The following is a 22566-nucleotide window of genomic DNA, read 5'->3' on the forward strand; positions in this document are numbered from 1 at the left end:
TTCCTGCAAATACCTCACTATCAAAAACAAACGCACAAACAAGCCCCCCCTGGCGCTCCACAATATTGTCCGGAACCGAACACTCTGTTCGGAACTGAAAGCCCCGCGTCCGGCCCGCCGCCGCGCGGGGGCGGCGGCAGGCGGGCCGGCATGTAGCGGCGCCACTGTACCTTGCCGCCGTGTTGCCCTCGTTCCGATTTTGCGCATGAACCCAGCCCCGCTTTCCGGCCTTTACGCCCCGTCTTTGTCGTTGGTCACCGACCTCTACCAGCTCACCATGGCCTACGGCTACTGGCAGCAGGGCATGCAGGACCGGGAGGCCGTCTTTCACCTGTACTTCCGCCGCGCCCCGTTTCAGGGCGGCTACGCCGTGGCGGCCGGCCTGGCGCTGGCCGTCGACTGGCTGCAGCATTTCCGCTTTACTCCCGAAGACCTCGACTATCTGGCCAGTTTGCAGGGCAGCAAGGGCACCCGGTTATTTCCCCAGCCGTTTCTGGAGTACCTGCGCGACCTGACATTCAGCTGCGACATCGACGCCATCGGGGAGGGCACGGTGGTGTTTGGCAACGAGCCGCTGATCCGGGTGCGCGGGCCGCTGCTGCAGGCCCAGCTGCTCGAAACGGCACTGCTCACCCTGGTCAACTTCCAGACGCTCATTGCCACCAAAGCCGCCCGTATCCGCGAAGCGGCGGGGCCGACGGATCAGGTGCTGGAGTTCGGCCTGCGGCGCGCCCAGGGCTTCGACGGCGGCCTCGGGGCCAGTCGGGCGGCTTATCTGGGCGGCGTCGATGCTACCTCCAACGTGCTGGCCGGGCAGCGCTACGGCATTCCGGTGCGCGGCACCCACGCTCACAGCTGGGTGCAGGCTTTCGGCGACGAGCAAAAGGCTTTTGCCGCCTACGCCCAGGCCTTCCCCGACGACTCCGTGTTCCTGGTGGATACCTACGATACGCTGGAAGGCGTGCGCCACGCCATCAGCGTGGCCCGGCAGATGCGCGCCGATGGCCACGAGCTGGGCGGCATCCGCCTCGACTCCGGCGACCTGGCATACCTGAGCCGCGAGGCCCGGGCCCTGCTGGATGAGGCCGGCTTTCAGAAAACCCGCATCGTGGCCAGCAACGACCTGGAGGAAAACCTCATTATCAGCCTCAAAAGCCAGGGCGCCCGCATCGACACCTGGGGCGTCGGCACCCAGCTCGTGACGGCCTACAACCAGGCCGCCCTGGGGGGCGTGTACAAGCTGGCCGCCCTGCGCCGGGCCGACGACGCGGGCTGGGACTTCACCATCAAGCTCAGCGAGCAGCTCGTCAAAACCAGCATTCCGGGCATTCTGCAGGTGCGCCGCTACCTCAACGAGTACGGCAAGCCCCGGGCCGACATGCTCTACAATACCGCCGAGCCCCTCCCCGACCAGCTCACCCTCGTCGACCCCGCCGACTACACCCGCCGCCGGCCCGTGCGTGCCGGGGCCGAGTACCGGGAGCTGCTGGAGCCCGTGTTTCGCCGGGGCCGGCTGGTGCTGGACCTGCCCACGCTGGCCGAAAGCCGCGCCCACGCCCAGCGCGAAGTGCAGAGCCTGGACCCCAGCATCCGCCGCTTCCTGAACCCCCACACCTACCCCGTGGGCCTGGAGCTGACCCTGCACGAGTACCGCAACCGCCTGATTCTGGAGAAGCGGCCCCAGCGGCCGGCATAGCGCGGGTTACCCCTTAGTGCGCCACCGGCTCCGTTTCCGGCTGGGGCATTTTCTCGTTTTGCCGGCGCAGGCGCTGGCACAGCTCCCGCATGATGCTGCGCACCACTTCGGTACACTCCTCGGTCACGTCGTAGAAGTCTTCCTGGTCGATGCGGAAGGCGCGCACGGCCTGCAGGGCTACGGCGGAGGCCGAGCGGGGCTCGGCATCGAGCAGGGCCAGCTCGCCGAAGAACTCGCCCTTGCCGAAGGTCGTCAGCAGCTGATGCTTGTTGAAAATGCCGACTTCACCCTCGTAAATAATGAACAGAGATGTGCCCAGCGTGCCTTTGGCGAAGATTTCCTGCTCCGGCCGGAAGTCTACCTCGTGCATGATCGGGACGATGGTGCCCAGCACGCTTTCGGGCGTCTGGCCGAAGAGGGCGGTGCTTTTCAGCATGCGCACCCGCTCTACAAAGGAAATGTGCGAATCAGCAACCGGGTCGTTCATGGGGGAGGCAGCAAGGGTAGGATAAAGCAGCAGCAGCTGGTCGTAGGCGGCCGGGCGCTGCACGGGCAGGCGGCGCAGCACGGCCGCGGCGCTTTCCTGAATCAGCAGGTCCGAGGTTTGCAGGTGCGGATACAGGTAGGCCACGGTATCGGGCGCGGGGTGCCACTGGCGCAGCGCCACCCCCACCGTCCAGGCCGAAAAAGCCGCCGTCCCGCGGCTGACAATCATGGTCTGGATGCTTTCGCGCTGGATGGCGGGCCCGAGCAGGTTGTCGAAGGTCTGCACTTTCTCGCTGAGCCGGCCCGCGTCCAGCAGCGCCTGCAGGCCCAGGTACAGCGGCCGCGGAATCAGGTTGTCGAGGATTTCCAGGGCAGTAGCCTGCCGCTCGCCGGTGGCGTGGGCCAGGTTGCGCTGGGCTTCCAGCAGCGGAGCCCGCTCGTAGAGCTGCAGCAGCAGGCCCAGCAGACGCTGCTGAGCCCTGCGCAGCTCGTAGCGCAGAGCCGTGCGCAGCTCGGCGTGGCCTCCGAGCATGCTGTGCAGCAGGTGCTGGGCCAGGCACATTTCCTCTTCTACCAGGCGCTGAAATACCGGAGCATCGGCAGGCTCGGCGGGCAGGCTGTTCAGGGCCCGCAGCGCGGCGGCCCGACTGCACAGGTTGGCCTCCCGCGCCAGCTGCACCAGCAGCTGGCGGCCAGCCGGCGTACCCAGCCGGGCACACACCGGCGCCAGGTTGCGCAGCAGACGCTCGTCGGTTTCGCGGACCAGCACCTGCTGCACCATGGGCAGAATGGCCTCCCCCAACCGTACCAGCCCGTCGGCAGCGGCTTTGCGGACTGCCTTATCGGTGAGCAGACCGATAAGGCGGCCGGTGAGCAGGTCCGACGGGGCCTCGGCCGCCGCGAGTGTCGCGGCCCGCACCACTGCCGGGTCGCGGCTACGCAGGCCACTGGTAATAAGCTCCACCTGCTGCTCCGGCGCCAGGAAGCCAATCAGCTCCAGGGCCGCCCGCTGACAATCGGGATTTGCCACCACTTCCGCCAGCCCAGCCTGGGCCGGGGCATGCGTGGGCGCAACTTCCAGCCGCCCCCGGATGGCGCCCTTGCGGACGATAATATCCGGGTGACTCAGCAAATCGTCGTTGGCGGAATGCCGACCGGCCAGCCGGCTGGCCAGCTCCCGCATGGCCGGGTCGGTATCGTGCAGGGCAAGGTGGCGCAGCAGGTCCGGCGCTACGTAGTCGCCCACAATGGTCAGCGTAAGGCTGCGGACCCGGCTTTCGGGGTAACGCAGCAGGATTTCTGCCTCCTGGACCAGAGTCCGGGCGTCGGCCCGCTGCAGGTGCAGCAGGGCGCGCAGCGCCTCGCCGGGCGAGCAGGGCGCCGGCGCGGGTGGAACCGGGGAATCAGTAGCCGGCGCGGGCGCCGGGAAGCGCAGGCCCAGCGTATTTTTCAGCGCCGCCAGATACTGTTGATAGGCCCCCTGCAGCAGCAGCAGCGCCAGCAGCAGAAACCCGGCTACCCCACTCAGGGCCACCCACGGCGGCCAGCCGGCGCCGGCCTGTAGTATCAGCAGCAGCCCCGCCAGCCCCAGCCCCAGCGGCTCGTAGAAGCTCTTGACCAGCGTGTGGCCCTGCAGGCGCTCCAGCGGGGAAAGGGGCTGAAAAAGCACCAGGAATACCGGCTCAAACAGGGCCCGGCGCATCACTTCCAGCCCCAGATAGAGCCCGCAGAAGTACGTCATCTGCCCGGCGGGGCCCACGCCGGCTGCCCGCAGCACGCCAAACAGCGCCACGCCGGCCAGCGCCGCGAGCGGCAGGCTGATCAGCGTGCTGCGGATGCCCAGCTGGCCGAAGCGGTAGCGCGCCACCAGCACTTTGAGCAGGGTAGCCACCAGATACGTGACGGCCAGCACGCTGCCTACGTAGCGCAGCATGGTGGCGTAGGTGGGCAGCTGCTGCTTCACGTTCACAAAAAACAGGTACTCCACCTCTGCCGCCACCACCGCAATGGCCGCCAGGCTGAGCCCCAGGTACAGCGCCAGCGGCCCCGCTGCCACTATTTGCCGGATGAGGCCACCGCTTGCCCGGAGTCGGGGGGCTGCCGGGCTGCCCACGGGCTGCGCCCGGAAGGTGCGGCGCTGCAGATACAGCGCCAGCAGGAACGCGCTAAAGGCCACGATTAGCAGAAAGTACCGGTCGAGGTACTCGTGCACGAATACGGCCAGCAGGGCGCCCAGGGCCTTGGCGGGCAGGTCGGCGGCGCTGACGAGGCCAAACAGCCGCCGGCTTTGCCGCACGTTGAACACCACTGCCGACAGGCCCCAGAACTCCAGGTTGGTGAGCAGGTAAATCAGCCGGTAGCCGGTCATGATGGCTACGGCCGTGACGAGGGCATTGCCGGGGACCAGCAGCAGCAGGCCCAAAACCAGGGTGAGCACCAGCGTGGCCAGCAGGGTCCGGAACGCCAGCCGCTGCAGACGCCAGTGGTGCTCGTAGTACGCGTAGAGGCGGCCCGTACCCAGCATAGCCAGCGCCGCCACCCCGTAGGCCAGCGGCAGGTTGCGCTCGGGCTGATTTTCCAGCAGCAGCGCGTTGGCCGCCACGTACACCAGGATGGTGCCGGCCCCGAGCAGAAAGTGGTGCAGGAAAAACCACCCGACGGTTTTGGTTTCCCCCGGGCGCACCCCCAGCAAACGATACCACGTGTTTGTATTCATCGGAACCCTGGATTTAGACGTGTCAGCCCGGCCGGCGCCTTCAGTGCAGGGCGCGCTTCTTGATCAGGCCCCCGCGGGTGTCGCTCACGCTTTGCATCACCACGAAGGCCTGCGGGTCAATGGCGTGAATATCCCGGGTCAGGCTGATAACCTCCAGCCGGGTGACTACGGTAAAAATGGCCTCAACCTTGAGGTGCTGGTGCCCGTGCGTGCCGAAGCCCTGGGTACACTCGTACATGGTGGCGCCCCGGTGCAGCTTGTCGGTTATCAGCTGCCGGATTTCGGTGCTGTGGAAGGAAATGATGGTCAGGCCGGTGTACTCTTCAATGCCGACCAGAATAAAATCCACCGTTCTGGCCGCCGCCAGGTACGCCAGAATGGAGTACAGCGCCGTTTCGACAGACAGCAGCCACGCGGCCACCCCGAAGATGAAGATATTGATGATCAAGATTATGTCGCCGATGGAGCCGGGCAGCTTGCGGCTGATGTACACGGCCAGAATTTCGGTGCCGTCGAGCACGCCGCCCCCGCGCATGGCCAGCCCGATACCGGCGCCCAGGAAAAAGCCGCCGAATACGGCAATAAGCAGCTTATCATGGGTGAGCGGCGGAAACGACACCAGCAGCAGCGCCCCCGCCAGGCTCAGGACGGTGAGCAGGGTCTTCAGCGCAAAGGGCGGCCCCAGCTGGTAGTAGCCCAGAATAATAAAGGGAATGTTGATCAGAATAATCAGCACCGACAGCGACACGCCCGTCAGCTGGCTGATCAGCATGGATATGCCGGTTACCCCGCCATCAATAAACCCGTTGGGCAGCAGAAAGCCCTTCAGACCCAGCGCCGCCGAGAATACGCCCGCCAGCAGCAGCGTGAGCTGCAGCAGCCGCTCCCGGATCTGGGCCGCCGTGAGGGTGGCCAGGCTGCTCAATAGCGGCGGCCGGCCGGCCGCCGACGATTCGGCTACCTGGGCCGCCAGCTTTTTCGCCCGCAATGCGGAAGATTGATGTTGCCCCAAAAGCATGACCTACGCTGCAAATACCCCTGCCTGTCACCTCTGCTCCACAACGATGGCCGCGCCCACCGGCCCGGACTGCGTCTCTCGTTACCCAGCTACTGCTGTACCGAAGGGCTGCTTTACCCTTACCCGTTGCAACTCGATTCGGGCTGCTTCCCAGACTCCACCCCGCTAGCTGCGGGGTCGAATATACTCAAAAAAGATATTATATATTATATTTAATATTACCTTGATCCTATTACCTGCCAATAAAGATTTACTTATTGCCTTGAACCCGGGCCGGATAGGCCGGCGTCCACCCTCATTTCCACCGTTATCCGTCATACCATGAAAACACCGGTTGCAGCAGTGTTAGCAGGAGTCCTGGGTCTGGCCGCCTGCACGGGACGCCACGTAGCGACAAGGACAGAAAACCCGCGTTTTATGACCACCGAGAAAGTTATCTACCGGGTGCGGGAGGATACCACAACGATGGAAAAGATGATAGCGTGGTACACCTTCTTCCTCAACGTGAAGCCTACCAAAGTGAACCTGACTGACCCGCCGTACTACGCCGTTTTTAAGACTGATAGTGGTGTAGTAGGGGGGCTGCTGGGCCGCACCAAGATCTGGCTGGTGGCTGATCCTACCGTGCCGCAGCTGACCAAGCCCGCCTTCCACTGGGAACTGCGCAATTCGGATGAAGTGAAGGCCAAGTATGAAGTGCTGAAGGCCCGGCAGGCTCGCTTTGCGAGTGAGCTCACCGTAATATCCCGCCTGCCAGCCGCCTCCGGCGGGGCCCGGTCGACCCGGCAAGCCGCGGCGGAAGTACAGGAGTTTGTGGTGCTGGACCCTTCGGGCAACAAAGTTGGAGTTATCAACAATCCTATCTACACCCCGAAATCTATTGATCTTCCCAAGTAGCAAAGCCAGGGGCCTGGCCTTTGCCGGCAGCCGGTTGCGGTAGGCCCGGTGCCAGCCGCCCGGTTGCTGAGCGGAACAGCATACGCGGCCATTATTCATAATATATTATATATATTTATTATCTTGATCCTATTACACCTGCTTCAGCCAGCCAGTTTACCCACAGGCGGAGCCCGCTACGGGGGCTGGGGCAGGTAGAAGAGAAGTTGAATCTGCTGCGGCCCTGCTAGCCGGGGCAGCCGCCCGGTGTCTCCTACCCGAAGGGTATCGGCTTTGCCGAGTCTTTGGTTCCTATTGCTCAAATCCTTAAGCCGATGAGAAATACCGCCGGGGTTCTCCTGCTGCTGATGTGCGCTGGTCTGAGCACCGCCGGCTACGGTCAGGCTGTGCCCGCCGCCGGCCCCGGCGGGCAGTTTGCCGCGCAGCGCACGGTGGTCTACCCTATCCGCGACGCCGCCGCCATCCAGACTGCCATCGACTGGTATTCCGCTTTCTTCTCGACCCTACCGACCAGAGTGGACCTGACGGCCGCGTACCCCTACGCCGTGTACACCATAGACGGCGTGGAGGTACGGCTCGAAACCAGTCCGCAGTACCGGCAGCTGCGGGAAGCCGTGTTTTACTGGGTGCTGCCCACGCCCGCCGATGTGGAGCGCAAGTACGCCGCGCTGGATGCCAATCCCGCCAATAAGTTTGAACGGGGCCTGTTTCAGCGGGTGCGCCAGATTGATGACCGCCGGGCCAGCAGCTTCGTGCCCGGCGCGGCGGCCCCCGTGACGGCCGTGAAGGAGTTTGTGGTGCTGGACCCGGCCGGCAACCAGGTGGGCGTAATCAACAACCCGATTTATACCCCGCCGACCACCGTAGCGGGAGAATAGCCGGCGCCGGACCGAAAGCGCGGAACCCACCCGGGGGGCCGGGCAGTAGCTGTCATCTGTTGTACCCTAACACCTTTTCTATGAAAACCTCCCTTTTCAGTCCGCAGGAAACCCCGGCCGGCCGCCCTGATGCCGCCAGCCCCGATCAGTTGATGACTACTGCCCCGACCACGCAGAAAGCTGTTTTTTACTTCACCAGCAATCTTCAGTTTTCCCAGATCTGGTTCGAGGAGTTCTTTACTACCCGCTTCAGAGCTGGGTCGGGCGCCTCCGTTTACCCCTACCTGGTTGCCGAGGTGGATGAGGTAATCGTTTACCTCACTACGGACTGGCAGTACCGCAACCTGCAGCCCGATTTCTACTGGATGGTCCCCACCGTGGGCGACGTTGCGGCAATGCGGACGGCCGTGGCCAACCGCCCGGGCACTGCCCAGATTGAAATAGCACCCGAAAACGGTACTCTGGTCAGCCAGTTCGTGGCAGTGGACGACTTCGGCAACCGGCTCGGGGTTATTAACAACCCCATTTACACGCCGCATTTAGGAGAAAAGGCCGGCGCCTGAATGGTGGGCCTGCCCTTGCCAGCTCCTGTAACTGCACCTGGGAGCAAACCCGCCGGCGGAGCCTCCGCCGCTGCCCCAGCAACCGGTGCCGTTTTGTTCCCAATGAAAAATTCCTGTGTGCTTCTGCTGCTCCTGCTCACGCTGAAGGTTTCGACCGGCCGGCCGGCATTCGCCCAGACCCGGCCGGCCGACAGCCTGCGCCGCCTGCTGAGCACCCAGCCCCGGGCCGATACCATGCGGGTGCGCCGCCTGCACGCGCTGATCAATGAGCTGGCCGCCAACAACACCCCGCAGGCCATTGGCCTGAGCAAGCAGGCACTAACCCTCTCCCGCCGGCTGGCCGACACTGTGGGCATTGGCCGCAGCCTACTGTGGCTCAGCATCCTGCACCGGCGGCAGGAGCAGTTCGCCGCGGCCCGGCACTACACCATCCAGGCCCGGGAGCTGTTTGCCCGCAGCCACGACCGGCGGCGCGAAGCCCGGGCCTGCATGGAGCTGAGCCTTATTGACGTGCAGCAAAGTCAGTCGACCTCGGCGCTGGCGTGGGCGTTGCGGGGGCTGCCGCTGGCCGAGCAGGCCCAGGACGTGGGGCTGCAAGCCCAGCTCCGGGGTACCATCGGCAGCATCTACTACCAGATTGGCGACTACGCCAGCGCCCTGCCGATGCTGCGCACAGCCCTGCGCGACGGCCAGCAGCTGGGCGACCTGCAGGTGGTGTCGGCGGTCCTGAACAACCTGGCCAGCCTCTACCAGACCCAGCGCAAATGGAGCCAGGCCCGCCGCTACTACCAGCGGGCCGTGACGGTGAGCCGGCAGATGGGCGACGTGCAGAATGAGATAAGCAATGAGATCGGGCTGGCGGAAGTGTACGCCGAGCAGGGCAACCAGACCCGGGCCTGGGAGCACAGCCAGCAGGCCCGCATCCTGATGCGCACCAGTGGCGACTACTACAACCTGCCCGCCGTGGAGCTGATGCTGGCCCGGGCGTTTTTGCTGAACCGGCAGCCCGACAGCGCCGTGGTGCTGGCCCAGCGCGGAATGCAGCTCAGCCAGATGACCCGCCGCAACGGCAGTATCAGCAACGCGGCCGACATTCTGGCCCAGGCCCATGCGGCACTGGGCGACTTCAAGGCGGCTTACGAGCACCAGCGGCTGTTTTCGAGCTACCAGGATACGCTGGCGGGCGAAACCACCCAGCGCCAGACCAGCGCCCTGCGCTACGGCTACGAGCTGGACAAGAAGCAGAACCAGATTGCGCTGCTCAACCAGACCCGGCAGCTACAGATCCAGAAAAGTGCCCGGCAGCGCCAGCAGTTGTACGCCCTGCTGGCCGGCCTGGCGGGCACCGTGCTGCTGGCCGGCCTGCTGTGGCGCAACGTGTACATCAAGCAGCGCGCCAACCGCCACCTCAACGAGAAGAACGCCGAAATTGCCCGGCAGCGCGACGACCTGACCCGCGCGCTGGCCGAGCTCAAAGCCGCCCAGAACCAGCTGATTCAGCGCGAGAAGATGGCCAGCCTGGGGGAGCTGACGGCCGGCATTGCCCACGAAATTCAGAACCCCCTGAACTTCGTCAACAATTTCTCGGAGGTGAGCGTGGAGCTGGTAGAGGAATTTATGGACGGCCCCTGGCAGCAGCTGCCCGAGGCGGAAAAAGCCTACGCCACCGAGCTGCTGGCCAGCCTGACCCAGAACCTGCAGAAGATAACCCAGCACGGGCACCGCGCCGACGGCATCGTGAAGGGCATGCTGCAGCACTCTCACGTCAGCTCCGGGGAGCGGGATGCCATTGACCTCAACGCCCTGGTAGCCGAGCACCTGGCTATGGCTTACCAGGGCTTCCGGGCCCAGCACCACGACTTCAGCGCCACGCTCACCTCCAACCTGGATGCCCAGGTGCCGAAAGTGCTGCTCGTACCGCAGGACGTGGGCCGGGTGCTGCTCAATCTGTTTGCCAATGCCTTCTACACGCTGCTGGAGCGCCTGAGCCGGGACGAGCCCGACTACGCGCCGGTTCTCACCGTGCTGACCAAGCGCCTGCCGGGCGAAGTGCAGATCCGGGTGCACGACAACGGGCTGGGCATGAGCGAAGAAATCCAGAGCAAGATCTTTCAGCCCTTCTTCACCACCAAGCCCCCCGGCGAAGGCACCGGGCTGGGGTTGTCGCTCAGCTATGATATCATTGTGAAAGGCCACGGCGGCACCCTGACCGTGAGCAGTCGGGAAGGCCAGGGCACGGAAGTGACCATCGGCCTGCCCTGCTGAAGCCCCGGCATCAGCCCTGAAAGCAGGGGCCGCACGCGGGCAGCGGCTCCGGTCCGAGTTAAACCCTGCCAAATTGCCGACCACTCTTACGGGTTTCCCGTTGTTAGGGCAATATTCCTCCCCCGCTGACGCTGCACTCCAGCTTTGTCGGCGGCCCAAGCCCTTCGACTCTATGCCTACTCTCCGGTTCAAAACCAGCATCAACTGCGCCAACTGCCTGCGGGCCGTCACTCCTTTCCTCGATGCCGAGGCCAGCGTTGAGAAGTGGCAGGTTGATACCACCAACCCGGCCAAAATGCTGACTGTGGAAGGCCCCAATCCTATTCCCGAGCTCATCATGAAAGCCGTAGCCCAGGCCGGCTTCGACATTGAGCCCGCCTAGCAAGCCCGGCATGGCGAGGCCAAGGCAGTTTGTCCGCTGCCATGGACGCCACTCCTTTTCGGCCGAAAGCCCCGACGTATGCATACGGCGGGGCTTTTCGGTTTAATGGGTTTTCGTTCCTGCGCAGGCCGGCTGGTTGAGGCCCCTGGTCCTGGCAAGGCCAGCTACTCGTAGCGCAGCTCCCCGGCGCCGACCGTCAGCCGGATGCCCGGCGCGGCGGTGATGCGGCCGGCTACCCGGGCCTGGTAGCCGTCGGCCTGCAGGTGGGCGGCCAGGGCGTCGGCGTGGTTTTCGTCGGTTACCAGCAGCATACCGTTGCCCATGTTCCAGTAGAGGTAGGCATCGACGGGGGTGATGCCGGCCAGCTCGGTGAGCTGCTGCATGGCGGGCAGCGGCTCGAACAGGTTGGTCAGCTCGGCGCCCAGGCCGTTTTTGAGGACGCGCTTGAAGTTATCGGCCAGGCCGCCGCCGGTAATGTGGGCCGCCGCGTGCAGCGGCAGGCCCGCATCGAGCACCCGCGCCACGCCGGGCGAGTAGATGAGCGAGGGCGCCAGCAGTACCTCGCCCCAGGTACGGCCCATTACGTCCGCGTCCGGCCCGTCATAAGGAGCCGTGTGCCAGGTGTCGCCAAACAGGTTCTGCAGGGTGCGGCGGGCCAGGGAAAAGCCGTTGGAGCGGAAGCTGGGCGAGCGAAGCGCCACCACGGCCATACCGGCGCGTACGGCCGCGCCGCTCAGTGGCCGCTCCAGACTCGGGTGCAGGCTGCCGATGGCCGTGGAGCACCAGTTGAAGTTCATCTTCGCGCCCGGCCAGCCGCCGATGCGGTTGCCCAGCTCGGCAATCTCGCCGCCCGTAATGGCCATTTCGGCGAAGTTGCAGGCGTCGTGCAGGCCGCGCATCAGCTCGTCAACTACGTCGTAGTCGAGCGTGTTCACGTCGATGATGTTCGAAAGGTTGGTGGGCACAAAGCCACCCACGATGAGGTCGTCGGCGGTCATGGCCACCAGGTCATAGCCCAGGGTATCGAACCTGCCTACCCGCTCCGCCACCTCAATCTTGGTCCCGATGCCGTCGGAGGAGATGCCCAGCCGGGCGTTGCCGAAGCGGATTTCGTTGGCGAAGCCGCCTTCCAGATCCTGGGCCGCTTCGCCGGGCTTGCCGGCCCGGTTGGCGAAGGTCTTCTTCGACCAGCCGTAAGCGTTGCGGGAGCATTCGTTGCCGAGGTCGATATCGTAGCCGGCGGGTTTCTGGGAAGATGACATGCGTCGTAAGTATGTTTACTTTTTTGAACGTCATGCTGAGCTTGCCGAAGCATCTCGCGTGCTGACGTATGATTACTTTGGCAACACCAGCACGCGAGATGCCTCGGCTTCGCTCGGAATGACGTTCTTTTTGGAGTTCAATTCCAATTTAGTGCTCCGTGGGTTCCGGGGCTTTGGCGCTGACGGAGGGGACCACGTCGCCGCGGTCCTTCTTGTCTTTGGTGCGGTGGCTGGTACGCTCCTCCTGGATGTGGCGCAGGTACTTGGTCACGTCGCCGGTGGGGTAGTGGCCGGTGAAGCAGGCGAAGCAGCTGCCGCCGTTGCCCTTGTCCTCGGCAAACAGCTCCTGCAAATCCTCCACCGACTGATAAATCACCCGGTCGGCACCGATGTAGGCGCAGATTTCCTCCTCCGTGTGGTTAGCCGCAATCAAATCGGTACTCATGGCCATGTCGATGCCGTAGATGCAGGGGCTGACGATGGGCGGGGCGCTGGAAATGAAGTACACTTCCGACGCCCCGGCTTCGCGCAGAATCTGCACGATGCGCCGCGACGTGGTGCCGCGCACGATGCTGTCGTCGACTACGGCAATCTTCTTACCCTCCACGAACTCGCGGATCGGGTTAAGCTTTTTCTTGACGATATCCTCCCGGCCCGCCTGGCTGCTCACGATAAAGGAGCGGCCCATGTGGTTGTTCTTCACCAGCGCCCGCCGGTAGGGCACGCCAATGGCTTCGGCCAGCCCGGACGCCGCGAAGTAGCCCGACGAAGGCACGTCAATCACCATATCGGGCTGAATACCCGACTCGATAACCTTGCGGGCCAGCAGCTTACCCAGCCGCACCCGCTCCCGCGCCACCAGCCGGCCGTGAATCACGGAGTCTTCGCGGGCGAAGTAGATGTGCTCGAACACGCAGAAGTTCTTCGGCTGCTTGTACGGATTCTTGTAGTGAACCTGGAAATCCTTGTCGATGAACACCGCCTGCCCCGGCCCCACGTTCTTGATGAAGTCGAAGCCGAGGTAGTCGAAGCAGGTACTTTCGGAGGCAAAGGCGTAGATGGGGCCTTTGGGCGTTTCGCGGCGGCCCAGCACCAGCGGCCGGATGCCCAGCGGGTCGTTGAAAGCCAGCAGACCGTGGCCGGCAATAACGGTGATGGTGGCATAGGCGCCTTTCACCAGCTCCTGGGTGGTTTCCACGGCGTCGAAGATGTCGACCACCGAAATATGGTCGAGGTCCTTGAGGCGCAGCTCCGAGGCGAAGGTGTACATGATCAGCTCCAGGTCGTTGCTCGTCTTGGGCAGCACGTGGTACTTGTCGTGCAGGCGCTTGGCTACCTGGCGGAAGTTGATGACGTTGCCGTTGTGCACCATCGAGAGGCCAAACGGGTAGCTGGTGGTGAAGGGCTGGGCCAGCTCGGAGTCGCCGGAGCCCTGGGTGGTGTAGCGCGCGTGGCCGATGCCGATGTTGCCCTTGAGCTTCTTGAGCTGCTTGGGCTTGAAGACGTCAGAAATCAGGCCGTTGCCCTTGCAGAGGTGGAAGTTGTCGTCGAAGGTGGCAATGCCGGCGGCGTCCTGCCCGCGGTGCTGCAACGCGGTGAGGCCGAACACGATGTCGTGGGCAACATCATCGGGACCGTAAAAACCTACTATTCCGCACATGGCACTGGGGTGGTTACAGGGTAAAATTCAAAAACGGCAGGCTGAGCTTGTCGAAGCATCTAGCCCGCTGCCGCAGGAGTACTAAGCAGACGACTGCCCGCGAGATGCCTCGGCAGGCTCAGCATGACGTTCTTTTTCAATCAATTCCGCCAGCGTAGCCGCGTACAGCTGGTGCTCCACGGCCAGGCCGCGACGCTCCACTTCAGCCAGCGTAGCTGCTCCGCGCAAATCCACGGCCTGCTGGGCGAGGATGGGTCCGGTGTCGAGTCCTTCGTCAACCAGATGCACGGTGATTTTGGTTTCCGGCAGCTGGTTGTCGAAGGCCCACTCGTAGGCGTGCAGGCCCTGGTGCTGGTGGGTGTCGGCGGGGTGAATGTTGAGGATGCGCCCGGCAAAGGCCCGAATGAACGTGGGCGACAGAATCCGCATGTAGCCCGCCAGCACGATGTAGTCGGGAGCGTAGCGGTTCAGCAGCTCCACCACTTCAGCATCAAACTCGGCCCGCTTCTTCCCCTGACTGGCCAGGCTGGCCGTGGCACAGCCCAGCGCCGCGGCCGTAGCGAGGCCGGGGGCGGCGGGTTTGTTGCTGAACACCACCGCTACCGCGGCCAGATCCTGCAATATTCCCTTCTGCACGGCCTCGACCAGCGCCACCATATTGGAGCCCCGCCCCGAAAGCAGAATAGCTACACGCGTAACCCCGCCCCCACCCCGAAAGGGAGGGGTGCCAGACGAAGAAACGTCAGAGGGTGGCGTTACGCTATGTTCCGCTTCCTTCTTCACCGTACTTCGCTGAAAATGCCCGTTGGCTCCGGCCGCTGGCCGATATCGGTACGGAGGTACGCATCCTGAAACTTGACCTTGTCGGCTTCCCGGTACACGTGCGCCACCGCATCTTCCAGCTCGGGCGCGTGCCCGACCAGCACCAGCACCCGGCCGCCGCTGGTCACCAGCTGGCCGTCCTGCCGGCGGGTGGCCCCGTGGAAGGCGAGGATGCTCGGATGCAGCTGGTCGAGGCCGGTGATGGGGAAGCCGGTAGGGAAGCCCGCGGCGGGGTAGCCGCCCGAAGCCAGCACCACGCCTACGTACTGTCCGGGCCGCTGGCGCACCACGGTCTGGCTCAGCCGGCCATCCAGCGTGGCCTCGATGAGTTCGAGCAGACTGCTTTCCATAGCCGGCAGCAGCACTTCCGCTTCCGGGTCGCCGAGACGGACGTTGTATTCGAGCAGCTTCGGGCCCTGGGGCGTGAGCATGATGCCGAAGTAGAGGAAGCCGCGGAAGTCAAACTGCTCGTTCTGGAGGCCGCGCAGCGTGGGGTCGATGATGTCGGTGCGGACGGCGGCCAGCACGTTGTCGTCGGCGAACGGCACGGGGCAGTAGGCGCCCATGCCGCCGGTGTTGGGGCCCTGGTCGTGGGCCAGCAGCTGCTTGTGGTCCTGCGACGGGGCCAGCAGCCGGATGCGGTTGCCGTCCGTAACGCCGATGATGCTGATTTCGGGGCCGGTGAGCTTTTCTTCGAGCAGGAAGCTGAACCAGCCGGTATGCTCGGCCTGCAAGTCATCCAGCGCGGCCTGGGCTTCGGCTACCGACGAGCACACGTACACGCCCTTGCCGGCGGCCAGCCCGTCGTATTTCACCACCACCTGCCCGTTCAGCTCGGTGGCTTTGGCGCGGGCATCGGCCAGCTTATCACTCCGGTACTGCCACGACAGGGCCGTGGCCACGCCGTGCCGCCGCATAAAGTCTTTGCTCCACACCTTGGAGCTTTCCAGCACCGCCCCGGCCCGGCCCGGCCCAAACACGCGGGTATCGGAGTCAGCGAAATAGTCGACCACGCCCGCCGCCAGCGGGGCTTCGGGCCCGACCACGATGAGCTGCACGCCGTGCTGCTGGCAGAAGCCTTGGATGGCGGGAAAGTCGGTGGCGCTGATGGCGGGGTGGCTGTTGGGAATGCCGCCGTTGCCGGGCAGCACGTGCACGGTGGCCCCGTCGCGGGTCAGCTTCCACGCCATAGCGTGCTCACGGGCCCCGCCGCCGAGGAGAACTATGGATTTATGGCTGGTGCTCATGATGCTTTATCGGAATTACCATCTGAATGGTATGTTCTGCGCTGTCTGTTACTGTAAATCCAAGTTTTTGATAAAGCCGAAACGCGTCCTTATTTACTTTGAGCACACTCAATCCAACTGCCTTACCGCGTTGAGCCGCCTTGGCTATCAATTGCTTCAATACATGAGAACCAACGCCCTGATTTTGAAAGACGGGCTTGATCAACAGATTCTGAATCAAAAGAAAGTCTGCTGTTTCTACTGTTTCTACCAACCCAACTTCATTATCTAAGAAACTCAACAACGCTGTGTTAGCTGGATTAAAATGAGTCAGATGATAGTCGTGCTGAAACTTGTCATCCCAGCCCCAGACCTGCTCTATACAAGGACCGAGAGCTTGTTTCTTTATCTCCAGGGTACTTGCAAAATCGTCTGGGCTGGCTGGTCGATAAAGAATGTGCATTACAGTTAAGAGTCTTACAGCACCCGCAGCTCCGCGTCGGCCGCTCTCAGCTTGGCTTTGGTGACCAGAATTTCCTTCGACAGCTGTTCGCGCAAACGCGGCAGGTTCAGGGCGCGCACCGCGGCCTGGGCGGCATTGTCGGGGCGCACCACGGTCAGGTTGGGCGTGCCGCTGGGCATGATCACCGACGAGTTCAGGTTCATGGCCAGCTCGGCGTAGTCCTTCCACGGCGGGCAGCTGATGACGGGCACGTTCACGTTGGCAGCCAGCGCCCCGCCGAGGCCGTTGGAGAGGCCGGCCACGGCGATGATGACGCCGGGTTCCACCGAGTTGTTCCATACGGCGGCCATGCCGGCTATTTCCTCGCCGTTTTTGTGAGCTGAGGTCACGCGCAGCTGGGTGAAAATGTTGTAGGCTTCGAAGTTCTGGCGGATTTTCAGGCAGTGCTCCTTGTCGGCCGCCGAGCCCATGACGATGTTCACCCAGGCGTCCTTCATGATGCCGGCGCGCACGAGGTTGCCCACGAGGCGGGCCCGCACGTCGCCGCCGGTGGTCATTTCGGTGCCAGTGGGCAGCGGAGCGCCGGTGATGCGCTCAAAGATGTCGAGGTAGCGGCGGCTGGCTTCCTGAGCTACTTCCGGGGTGAGGGCGCGCAGGTACTGGCCGTCCTGCTTGTTCTGGATCAGCCACTGGCGCACGTACTCCTTGTCCATCTGCTCGGCCGTTTCGGGGTTGCGGGCGTAGTCCTCGGCGCTCCAGAATCGCGACGAGTCGGGCGTGTGGATTTCGTCAATCAGGATCAGCTCCCCGTTCAGCAACCCGAACTCGTACTTGGTATCGACCAGGATGATGCCGCGCTCGGCCATCCAGGCGGAGGCGAAGTTGAACAGCTCCAGCGACTTCACCCGCATCTGCTCGTACAGCTCGGCCGCTACCCAGCCCTCACTCACCAGGTTCTCGGGCGTGATTTCGCGGTCCGAATCCTCTTTCGTCGTCGGCGTCACGATGGGCTCGGGGAACTGCTGGTGCTTGGTCAGGCCGTCGGGCACCGACACGCCGGAGAAGGTGCGCTGGCCCTTCTGGTAGCCGCGCAGCATGGAGCCGGTGATGTAGTTGCGCACAATCATCTCCACCCGAATCGGCTCGGCCTCCTGGGCCAGGGTCACGTTCGGGTCAAGCAGCTCGATAACGTGGTTGGGAATGATGTGCTGGGTTTTGTCGAACCAGAAAGCGGCCAGCCCGTTGAGCACCGCGCCCTTGTGGGCAATGGGCGTTTCCAGCACCGAGTCGAAGGCCGACAGCCGGTCCGTCACCACGATGAGCCGCTCGCCCGACGGGGCGCGGTAGGAGTCGCGGACTTTGCCGCGGTGCAGGAGTTCGAGCTGGGGAGTAGCGAAGTGGTTGAGTGTGTTCATATGTAGCCCCACCCCCCGGCCCCCTCCCCTGCGGGGGAGGGGGAGCCTGACGACTTTTGCGAGAGGTGCTTTGGGGAGTTTAAGGTTGGATTTTGCTTGATTTTGGGTGATTCAGCCTGAGTTACGAAGCTGATGCAGGGTCCAGGTGCTGACGAATCGTTGCCAGCACTTCGGGAAGCTGCTGTATTACCTGATGATTCGGGAAGCGCAGCACCCGGTACCCGTGCTGCTGTAGTAGGTCGGTGCGGGCCTGATCGTAGTCGGCCTGTTCAGGGTGCTGGTGAATTTCCCCATCTACTTCCACAATCAGCTTATCGGCCAGGGTCACAAAATCGACGATGTAGCCGGCAATGGTATGCTGGCGCCGAAAGGCCACGCCAAGCTTTTCGCCGCGTACGGCCTGCCATAGCGCGTCCTCCGCCGGCGTAGGGTTCTTCCGCATTTCCCGGCCATATACCTTGAGGGTTTCCCACTTACCGCCGCTTGCGGCCGTGAATACGTCCTGCTCAATGGAAGTGAGTAATCCTTCCGCCCGCCGCCCGCGCCGCTCATAGTAAGCCCCCGCCTCCTCCACCAGAGAATCAGATTTGCCGTCAGGCTCCCCCTCTCCCAAAGGGGAGGGGGCCGGGGGGTGGGGCTGGATGTGCGCCACAATATTCCGGAACAGCTTGAGCCCGTCGCCTTCCTCACTCAGGTTGGGGTTCTGCCGCTTGCGCCGGGCCCAGTCGGGGTGGTTGTAGAGCGAGAGGAACGCCTCGGGGTGCGGCATCAGCCCGAATACCCGGCCAGTGGGGTCCGTCAGGCCGGCGCAGTTCAGGTCGGCGCCGTTGGGGTTGTGCGGGTACACGTCGGTGGGCGAGCCGTCGAAATCAACGTAGGAAAGGCAGTTTAAAGCCTGGGCTTCGATGGCGGCCAGCGTGTCGGCGCCCCGGATAATCAGGCGGCCCTCGCCGTGGCGCACGGGCACTGCCAACGTGTCGATGCCTTTCAGGAAGGGCGAGTTCGACTCGGGGTTTACTTTGAGCCGCACCCACCGATCCTCGTAGCGGCCCGAGGCATTATGGGTCAGCGTCACTTCCGGGGTTATGGTGCCGCTCAGGTTGGGCAGCAGCCCCAGCTTGACCAGCACCTGAAAGCCGTTGCAGATGCCCATGACGAAGTTGCCGTTGGCCACAAACTCCTTGATGTCGTCGAGCAGGGTGCGGCCCGCGGCGTTTTTGCGGTAGCGCAGCTTGTTGGCCAGCACCACGCCCGAGCCCAGATCGTCGCCGAATGAGAAGCCTCCGGGGAAATTCAGGATGTCGTAGTCGTGGATGCTGACGTGGCCGTGCAGCACCTGGTTGAGGTGCACGATGGTGGCTTCCGCGCCGGCCAGCTTGTAGGCCGCCGCGAATTCCTCCTCGCAGTTGATGCCGAAGCCGGTCAGGATCAGGGCCTGCACCCGGTCTTCGGGTGCCGGTTGCTCGTCGTCGAATTGGTCCTCCTGGTTTTCCTTGAGCGGCTCGGTGGATTCGTGGCCGCCGTCCACGCTCTTAAAGCCGGGCAGCTTGATATTGCCCTCGGCATCCACGACCTCATAGCCCGGATCTTCGTGCTGGGGTCGTGGGGGCGTGTTCTGGTCGGGTAGCTTAGGTTTCTCTTCCATCTGTTCTACTACGCGTTACTGCGCGGCTACGTGCTGGCCGAAGCCGATAATTCGATTCACCGGGCCGTTGGTCCACGCGTGCCGCAGGGCCGCCGTACTAGCCGCAATAACAATCTGGCCGCCGTGGCGCACCGTGAGCTGGCCGTCCGCCGTCACCACGCCGAGGCGGGTGGCGCGGGGGCCGAAGTGCTGCTCAAACGCCACCACATCGGCCGGGGCTACCGTGGCCACAAAGCGGGAATGAGACTCGGCAAACAGCTGCGTATGCACCGGCAGGGCCCCTCCCCAAAAGGGAGGGCAGTCGGACGACTCGTCAGAGGCTAACGTAAGCCCCTCCCTTTTGGGGAGAGGTTGGGGAGGGGTTGCCGGCAGCTCCACCGCCGCCCCGCAGCCGTAGCCAAACGTAGCCTCGGCCAGCGCCACGGCCAGGCCGCCATCCGACAGGTCGTGGCAGGACTGGATCAGACCCTTATCGTTGGCTTGGCCCATCAGAATATAAAGGGCTTTGGCCGGCCCGAAGCGCACCTGGGGCACGTTGGCGCCCAGCTCGCCGAAGAGCTGGTAGAACTCCGAGCCGCCCAGCTCGTCGTAGGTTTCGCCGAGTAAGTAGATAACGTCGTCGGCCTGCTTGAAGTCGGAGGTGATGGTGCGGCGCACGTCCTCAATTTTAGCGGTCATCGAGTACAGCACCGTGGGCGGCACCGAAATCTTGACGCCGTCGGCCTTGAAGTCGTTTTTCATCGAATCCTTGCCCGAGGTGAGCGGGATGCAGTAGGCCGCCGTGGCATCGCGCAGGGCTTCGCACATCCGCACCAGCTTCGCCAGCTTGAGCTTGCCATCGGGGTTGCCCACGGCATCGTACACCGAATCCGGCACGCAGAAGTTGTCGTTGACCGACCAGAAGTTACCGTCGCCGTACGTGAGGTTGGGCAGCTTGCCGCCCACGGCCACAATCTGGCGCACGGCCTCGTCGAAGGCGCCGGCCGACATGTGGTAGGCATCCAAATCGCCGAAGCGGGGCAGAATGCCGTTGCTCACGGCCACGCCTTCCCAGCTCTCAAAGTTGAAGCGGACCACCGCCGCATCCTGCGGGGCCTGGCCGGTAGCACCCATCAGCGGCTTGATGACGGTGCGGCCCTTCACCTCGTGGTCGTACTGCCGGATGACCGACTCGCGGGAGCAGATGTTGAGGCTGCCTAGCAGGCGGGTGAGAACGTCAGTGTATCCACCAGCTGGCATATTATATAGAGTATCCGGTTCCGCCAGCTCCGGCTTGCGCCACTCCGCTTCCAACACTTTGCGCGGCACTCCTTCGTGCAGGAACTCCATATCCAGCCGTGCCACCGACGCGCCGTCGAAGCGCACGTCGAGGTAGCCATCGGCGGTGAAGTAGCCGATGTCGGTCAGCTCCACTTCCATTTCCTGGCCTAGGGCCAGCAGCTCGTCCAGCTTGGCAGGCTCCACGGCCAGCGAAAACCGCTCCTGCGACTCCGACACGAATATCTCCCAGGGCCGCAGCCCCGGATACTTCAACGGCACCTTTTCCAGCTCTACCACGGCCCCGCCGCTGATGGTAGCCAGTTCGCCGATGCTGGAGGACAAACCGCCGGCGCCATTATCAGTGCTGCACCTGATCAGGCCGCGGCGCGTGGCCAGAATCAGGAAGTCCATGGCCAGCTTCTGGGTAATCGGGCTCCCAATCTGCACGGCCGTGGCGGGCGAGGTTTCGTCGAGCTCGATGCTGCTGAACGTCGCGCCGTGGATGCCGTCCTTACCCACCCGGCCGCCGGCCATGATGATGCGGTCCTGGGCATCGATGTTCTTTTCCCACGAATCCAGCCCGGCCAGCTGCATCGGCATCACGGCCCCGGTGCCGCAGTACACCAGCGGCTTGCCGGCGTAGCGGTCATCGAATACAATGGCCCCGTTCACCGTCGGCACCCCCGACTTGTTGCCGCCGTCCTCGATGCCCTTGCGCACGCCTTCGAAAATGCGGCGCGGGTGGAGCTGATTGGTCAGCAGCGTGCCCGAAAACTCGGGGTTACCGAAGCACAGCACGTTGGTATTGAACAGCAGCCGGGCGCCGCCAATGCCAGTAGCCAGCGGGTCGCGGTTATTGCCCAGAATGCCGGTAATGGCCCCGCCGTAGGGGTCGATAGCCGAGGGCGAGTTGTGGGTTTCCACCTTCCACACAAACAGCGACTCCGGGTTGATGCGCACGGCCCCGGCATTGTCGCTGAACACCTTGATGAGCCAGTCGTTGCCGTTGGCCCGCAGCTGGCGGTCAACTTCGGCGGTGGCGTCCTTGATGTAGGTCTTGAACAGGCCGTCTACTTCGTGCGTCGCGCCGGTGTCGGCGTCGGTGTACTTGATGAGGGCGCTGAACTCCTTATGCTTGCAGTGCTCCGACCAGGTTTGGGCAATGATTTCCAGCTCGCAGTCCGTCGGGTCCTGGGGCAAGCCGGCGGCCTGCCGCTCGGCGCTGATGGCCGCGTAATGGTCGCGCACGGCCCGCATTTCCGCCAGGTTCAGGGCGTAGAGGTTGTCTTTCGACAGCTTCACCAGCTCCTCATCCGTGAGGCTGGTCAGCGGGATGAGGTCCGTAATGGATTCGGCCCCGCCACCGGGCCGCGGGGTGTAGTCGCGGATGTCGGTAATGGGGCCGGTTTCGAAGCGGTGGATGAGCTTGTTGCCGAGCAGCTCCTGGGCCAGCTGGCGCAGGCTGCTTTCGGGCAGGGCCGCTTCCAGGAAGTAGAGCCGCTTGCTGAAGATGTGCTGGGTGTGGATGTCGAGCGGCTCGTTCAGGAAGTCGCCGAGGGCGTTCTGGGCCGAGATGCCTTCGTCGTCGGTTACGCCGGGCAGCTTGGCGACGAGGATGTAGCTCTGGTAGTCGGGGCCGTGGCGGAACTCGTCGAGGACCACGTCGTGCAGTACCGGGTCCTGGAGGCAGTGGGTGGCGAAGACCTGAAGCTGAGCGCTGCTCAGGGGGTAGCGCACCGTGTAGAGCGCCGTGCTTTGCACCCGGCCGGTGGTCAGGCCGAGGTGGCGTTGGGCGGCTTCGGCGATGCGCTGGCCCTCGCCATCGTGTTGACCAGGCTTGAGCAGCAGCTGAATAGTTCTTTGGGTAGAGTCCAAAAGATGGGTGTTTATCTATTTTTCGGGTTTCCCACGC

Annotated in this window: 16 protein-coding genes; 6 read left to right on the top strand and 10 right to left on the bottom strand. The window is 63.8% G+C overall.

The window, feature by feature from the left end:
* The first annotated feature begins 205 nt into the window (after nt 1-205).
* Nucleotides 206-1696, top strand: a complete 1491-nt coding sequence (locus ABD842_RS00905) for a nicotinate phosphoribosyltransferase (protein WP_345108706.1) — start codon at nt 206-208, stop codon at nt 1694-1696.
* A 13-nt stretch (nt 1697-1709) separates the two neighbouring features.
* On the opposite strand, the gene ABD842_RS00910 is transcribed toward ABD842_RS00905, so the two are convergent.
* Both ABD842_RS00910 and ABD842_RS00915 read right to left on the bottom strand, forming a co-directional pair.
* Entirely contained in the window at nt 1710-4898 is a 3189-nt protein-coding gene (locus tag ABD842_RS00910) for a cyclic nucleotide-binding domain-containing protein (RefSeq protein WP_345108709.1), read from the bottom strand.
* A gap of 40 nt (nt 4899-4938) precedes the next feature.
* Entirely contained in the window at nt 4939-5886 is a 948-nt protein-coding gene (locus tag ABD842_RS00915; protein WP_345108712.1) for a YitT family protein, read from the bottom strand.
* A 447-nt stretch (nt 5887-6333) separates the two neighbouring features.
* Here ABD842_RS00915 and ABD842_RS00920 point away from each other — a divergent pair, with 447 nt between their 5' ends.
* The 5 genes from ABD842_RS00920 to ABD842_RS00940 all read left to right on the top strand — a co-directional run bounded on the left by ABD842_RS00920 (nt 6334) and on the right by ABD842_RS00940 (nt 10901).
* Entirely contained in the window at nt 6334-6813 is a 480-nt protein-coding gene (locus ABD842_RS00920) for a VOC family protein (protein ID WP_345108715.1), read from the top strand.
* A 314-nt stretch (nt 6814-7127) separates the two neighbouring features.
* Nucleotides 7128-7691, top strand: coding sequence for a hypothetical protein (locus tag ABD842_RS00925; protein ID WP_345108717.1), 564 nt, complete (start codon nt 7128-7130; stop codon nt 7689-7691).
* An 80-nt stretch (nt 7692-7771) separates the two neighbouring features.
* Nucleotides 7772-8254 carry a hypothetical protein gene (locus ABD842_RS00930; protein WP_345108720.1) on the top strand — a complete coding sequence of 161 codons (483 nt, stop codon included), beginning with the start codon at nt 7772-7774 and terminating at the stop codon, nt 8252-8254.
* Nucleotides 8255-8371: 117 nt separating this feature from the next.
* Nucleotides 8372-10519 carry an ATP-binding protein gene (locus tag ABD842_RS00935; RefSeq protein WP_345108723.1) on the top strand — a complete coding sequence of 716 codons (2148 nt, stop codon included), beginning with the start codon at nt 8372-8374 and terminating at the stop codon, nt 10517-10519.
* Nucleotides 10520-10691: 172 nt separating this feature from the next.
* Nucleotides 10692-10901, top strand: a complete 210-nt coding sequence (locus ABD842_RS00940) for a heavy-metal-associated domain-containing protein (RefSeq protein WP_345108726.1) — start codon at nt 10692-10694, stop codon at nt 10899-10901.
* Between the two features lie 164 nt (nt 10902-11065).
* On the opposite strand, the gene ABD842_RS00945 is transcribed toward ABD842_RS00940, so the two are convergent.
* From ABD842_RS00945 to ABD842_RS00980, 8 genes are all read right to left on the bottom strand, one after another.
* Complete coding sequence (locus tag ABD842_RS00945) at nt 11066-12163, bottom strand: AIR synthase-related protein (RefSeq protein ID WP_345108729.1); 1098 nt, start codon at nt 12161-12163, stop codon at nt 11066-11068.
* A 148-nt stretch (nt 12164-12311) separates the two neighbouring features.
* Entirely contained in the window at nt 12312-13823 is a 1512-nt protein-coding gene (purF, locus tag ABD842_RS00950; protein WP_345108732.1) for an amidophosphoribosyltransferase, read from the bottom strand.
* 81 nt (nt 13824-13904) lie between these two features.
* Nucleotides 13905-14606 carry a phosphoribosylglycinamide formyltransferase gene (purN, locus tag ABD842_RS00955; protein ID WP_345108735.1) on the bottom strand — a complete coding sequence of 234 codons (702 nt, stop codon included), beginning with the start codon at nt 14604-14606 and terminating at the stop codon, nt 13905-13907.
* A complete protein-coding gene (gene purD / locus ABD842_RS00960; RefSeq protein ID WP_345108738.1) occupies nt 14603-15892 on the bottom strand; it encodes a phosphoribosylamine--glycine ligase in 1290 nt (429 codons plus the stop codon). Before purD ends, purN begins: the two co-directional genes overlap by 4 nt.
* Nucleotides 15876-16334 carry a GNAT family N-acetyltransferase gene (locus tag ABD842_RS00965; protein ID WP_345108741.1) on the bottom strand — a complete coding sequence of 153 codons (459 nt, stop codon included), beginning with the start codon at nt 16332-16334 and terminating at the stop codon, nt 15876-15878. The genes purD and ABD842_RS00965 overlap by 17 nt, the downstream gene beginning before the upstream one ends.
* A 14-nt stretch (nt 16335-16348) precedes the next feature.
* Nucleotides 16349-17749 carry a phosphoribosylaminoimidazolesuccinocarboxamide synthase gene (locus ABD842_RS00970; protein ID WP_345108744.1) on the bottom strand — a complete coding sequence of 467 codons (1401 nt, stop codon included), beginning with the start codon at nt 17747-17749 and terminating at the stop codon, nt 16349-16351.
* A gap of 121 nt (nt 17750-17870) precedes the next feature.
* Nucleotides 17871-19394, bottom strand: a complete 1524-nt coding sequence (locus tag ABD842_RS00975; protein ID WP_345108747.1) for a phosphoribosylformylglycinamidine synthase subunit PurQ — start codon at nt 19392-19394, stop codon at nt 17871-17873.
* Nucleotides 19395-19409: 15 nt separating this feature from the next.
* Nucleotides 19410-22529: a phosphoribosylformylglycinamidine synthase subunit PurL gene (locus ABD842_RS00980; RefSeq protein WP_345108750.1), complete on the bottom strand. Its 3120-nt coding sequence runs from the start codon at nt 22527-22529 to the stop codon at nt 19410-19412.
* Nucleotides 22530-22566 lie beyond the last annotated feature (37 nt).

It is taken from the genome of Hymenobacter algoricola, assembly GCF_039539525.1.
Classification (GTDB): Bacteria; Bacteroidota; Bacteroidia; order Cytophagales; family Hymenobacteraceae; genus Hymenobacter; species Hymenobacter algoricola.

What these genes read in the sequence shown, in the direction of transcription:
- ABD842_RS00925 (WP_345108717.1), top strand. Translation starts at nt 7,128, where the DNA reads ATGAGAAATACCGCCGGGGTTCTCCTGCTGCTGATGTGCGCTGGTCTG.
- ABD842_RS00940 (WP_345108726.1), top strand. Translation starts at nt 10,692, where the DNA reads ATGCCTACTCTCCGGTTCAAAACCAGCATCAACTGCGCCAACTGCCTG.
- ABD842_RS00905 (WP_345108706.1), top strand. Translation starts at nt 206, where the DNA reads ATGAACCCAGCCCCGCTTTCCGGCCTTTACGCCCCGTCTTTGTCGTTG.
- ABD842_RS00965 (WP_345108741.1), bottom strand. Translation starts at nt 16,334, where the DNA reads ATGCACATTCTTTATCGACCAGCCAGCCCAGACGATTTTGCAAGTACC.
- ABD842_RS00945 (WP_345108729.1), bottom strand. Translation starts at nt 12,163, where the DNA reads ATGTCATCTTCCCAGAAACCCGCCGGCTACGATATCGACCTCGGCAAC.
- ABD842_RS00930 (WP_345108720.1), top strand. Translation starts at nt 7,772, where the DNA reads ATGAAAACCTCCCTTTTCAGTCCGCAGGAAACCCCGGCCGGCCGCCCT.
- ABD842_RS00910 (WP_345108709.1), bottom strand. Translation starts at nt 4,898, where the DNA reads ATGAATACAAACACGTGGTATCGTTTGCTGGGGGTGCGCCCGGGGGAA.
- ABD842_RS00975 (WP_345108747.1), bottom strand. Translation starts at nt 19,394, where the DNA reads ATGGAAGAGAAACCTAAGCTACCCGACCAGAACACGCCCCCACGACCC.
- ABD842_RS00920 (WP_345108715.1), top strand. Translation starts at nt 6,334, where the DNA reads ATGACCACCGAGAAAGTTATCTACCGGGTGCGGGAGGATACCACAACG.
- purF (WP_345108732.1), bottom strand. Translation starts at nt 13,823, where the DNA reads ATGTGCGGAATAGTAGGTTTTTACGGTCCCGATGATGTTGCCCACGAC.
- purD (WP_345108738.1), bottom strand. Translation starts at nt 15,892, where the DNA reads ATGAGCACCAGCCATAAATCCATAGTTCTCCTCGGCGGCGGGGCCCGT.
- ABD842_RS00970 (WP_345108744.1), bottom strand. Translation starts at nt 17,749, where the DNA reads ATGAACACACTCAACCACTTCGCTACTCCCCAGCTCGAACTCCTGCAC.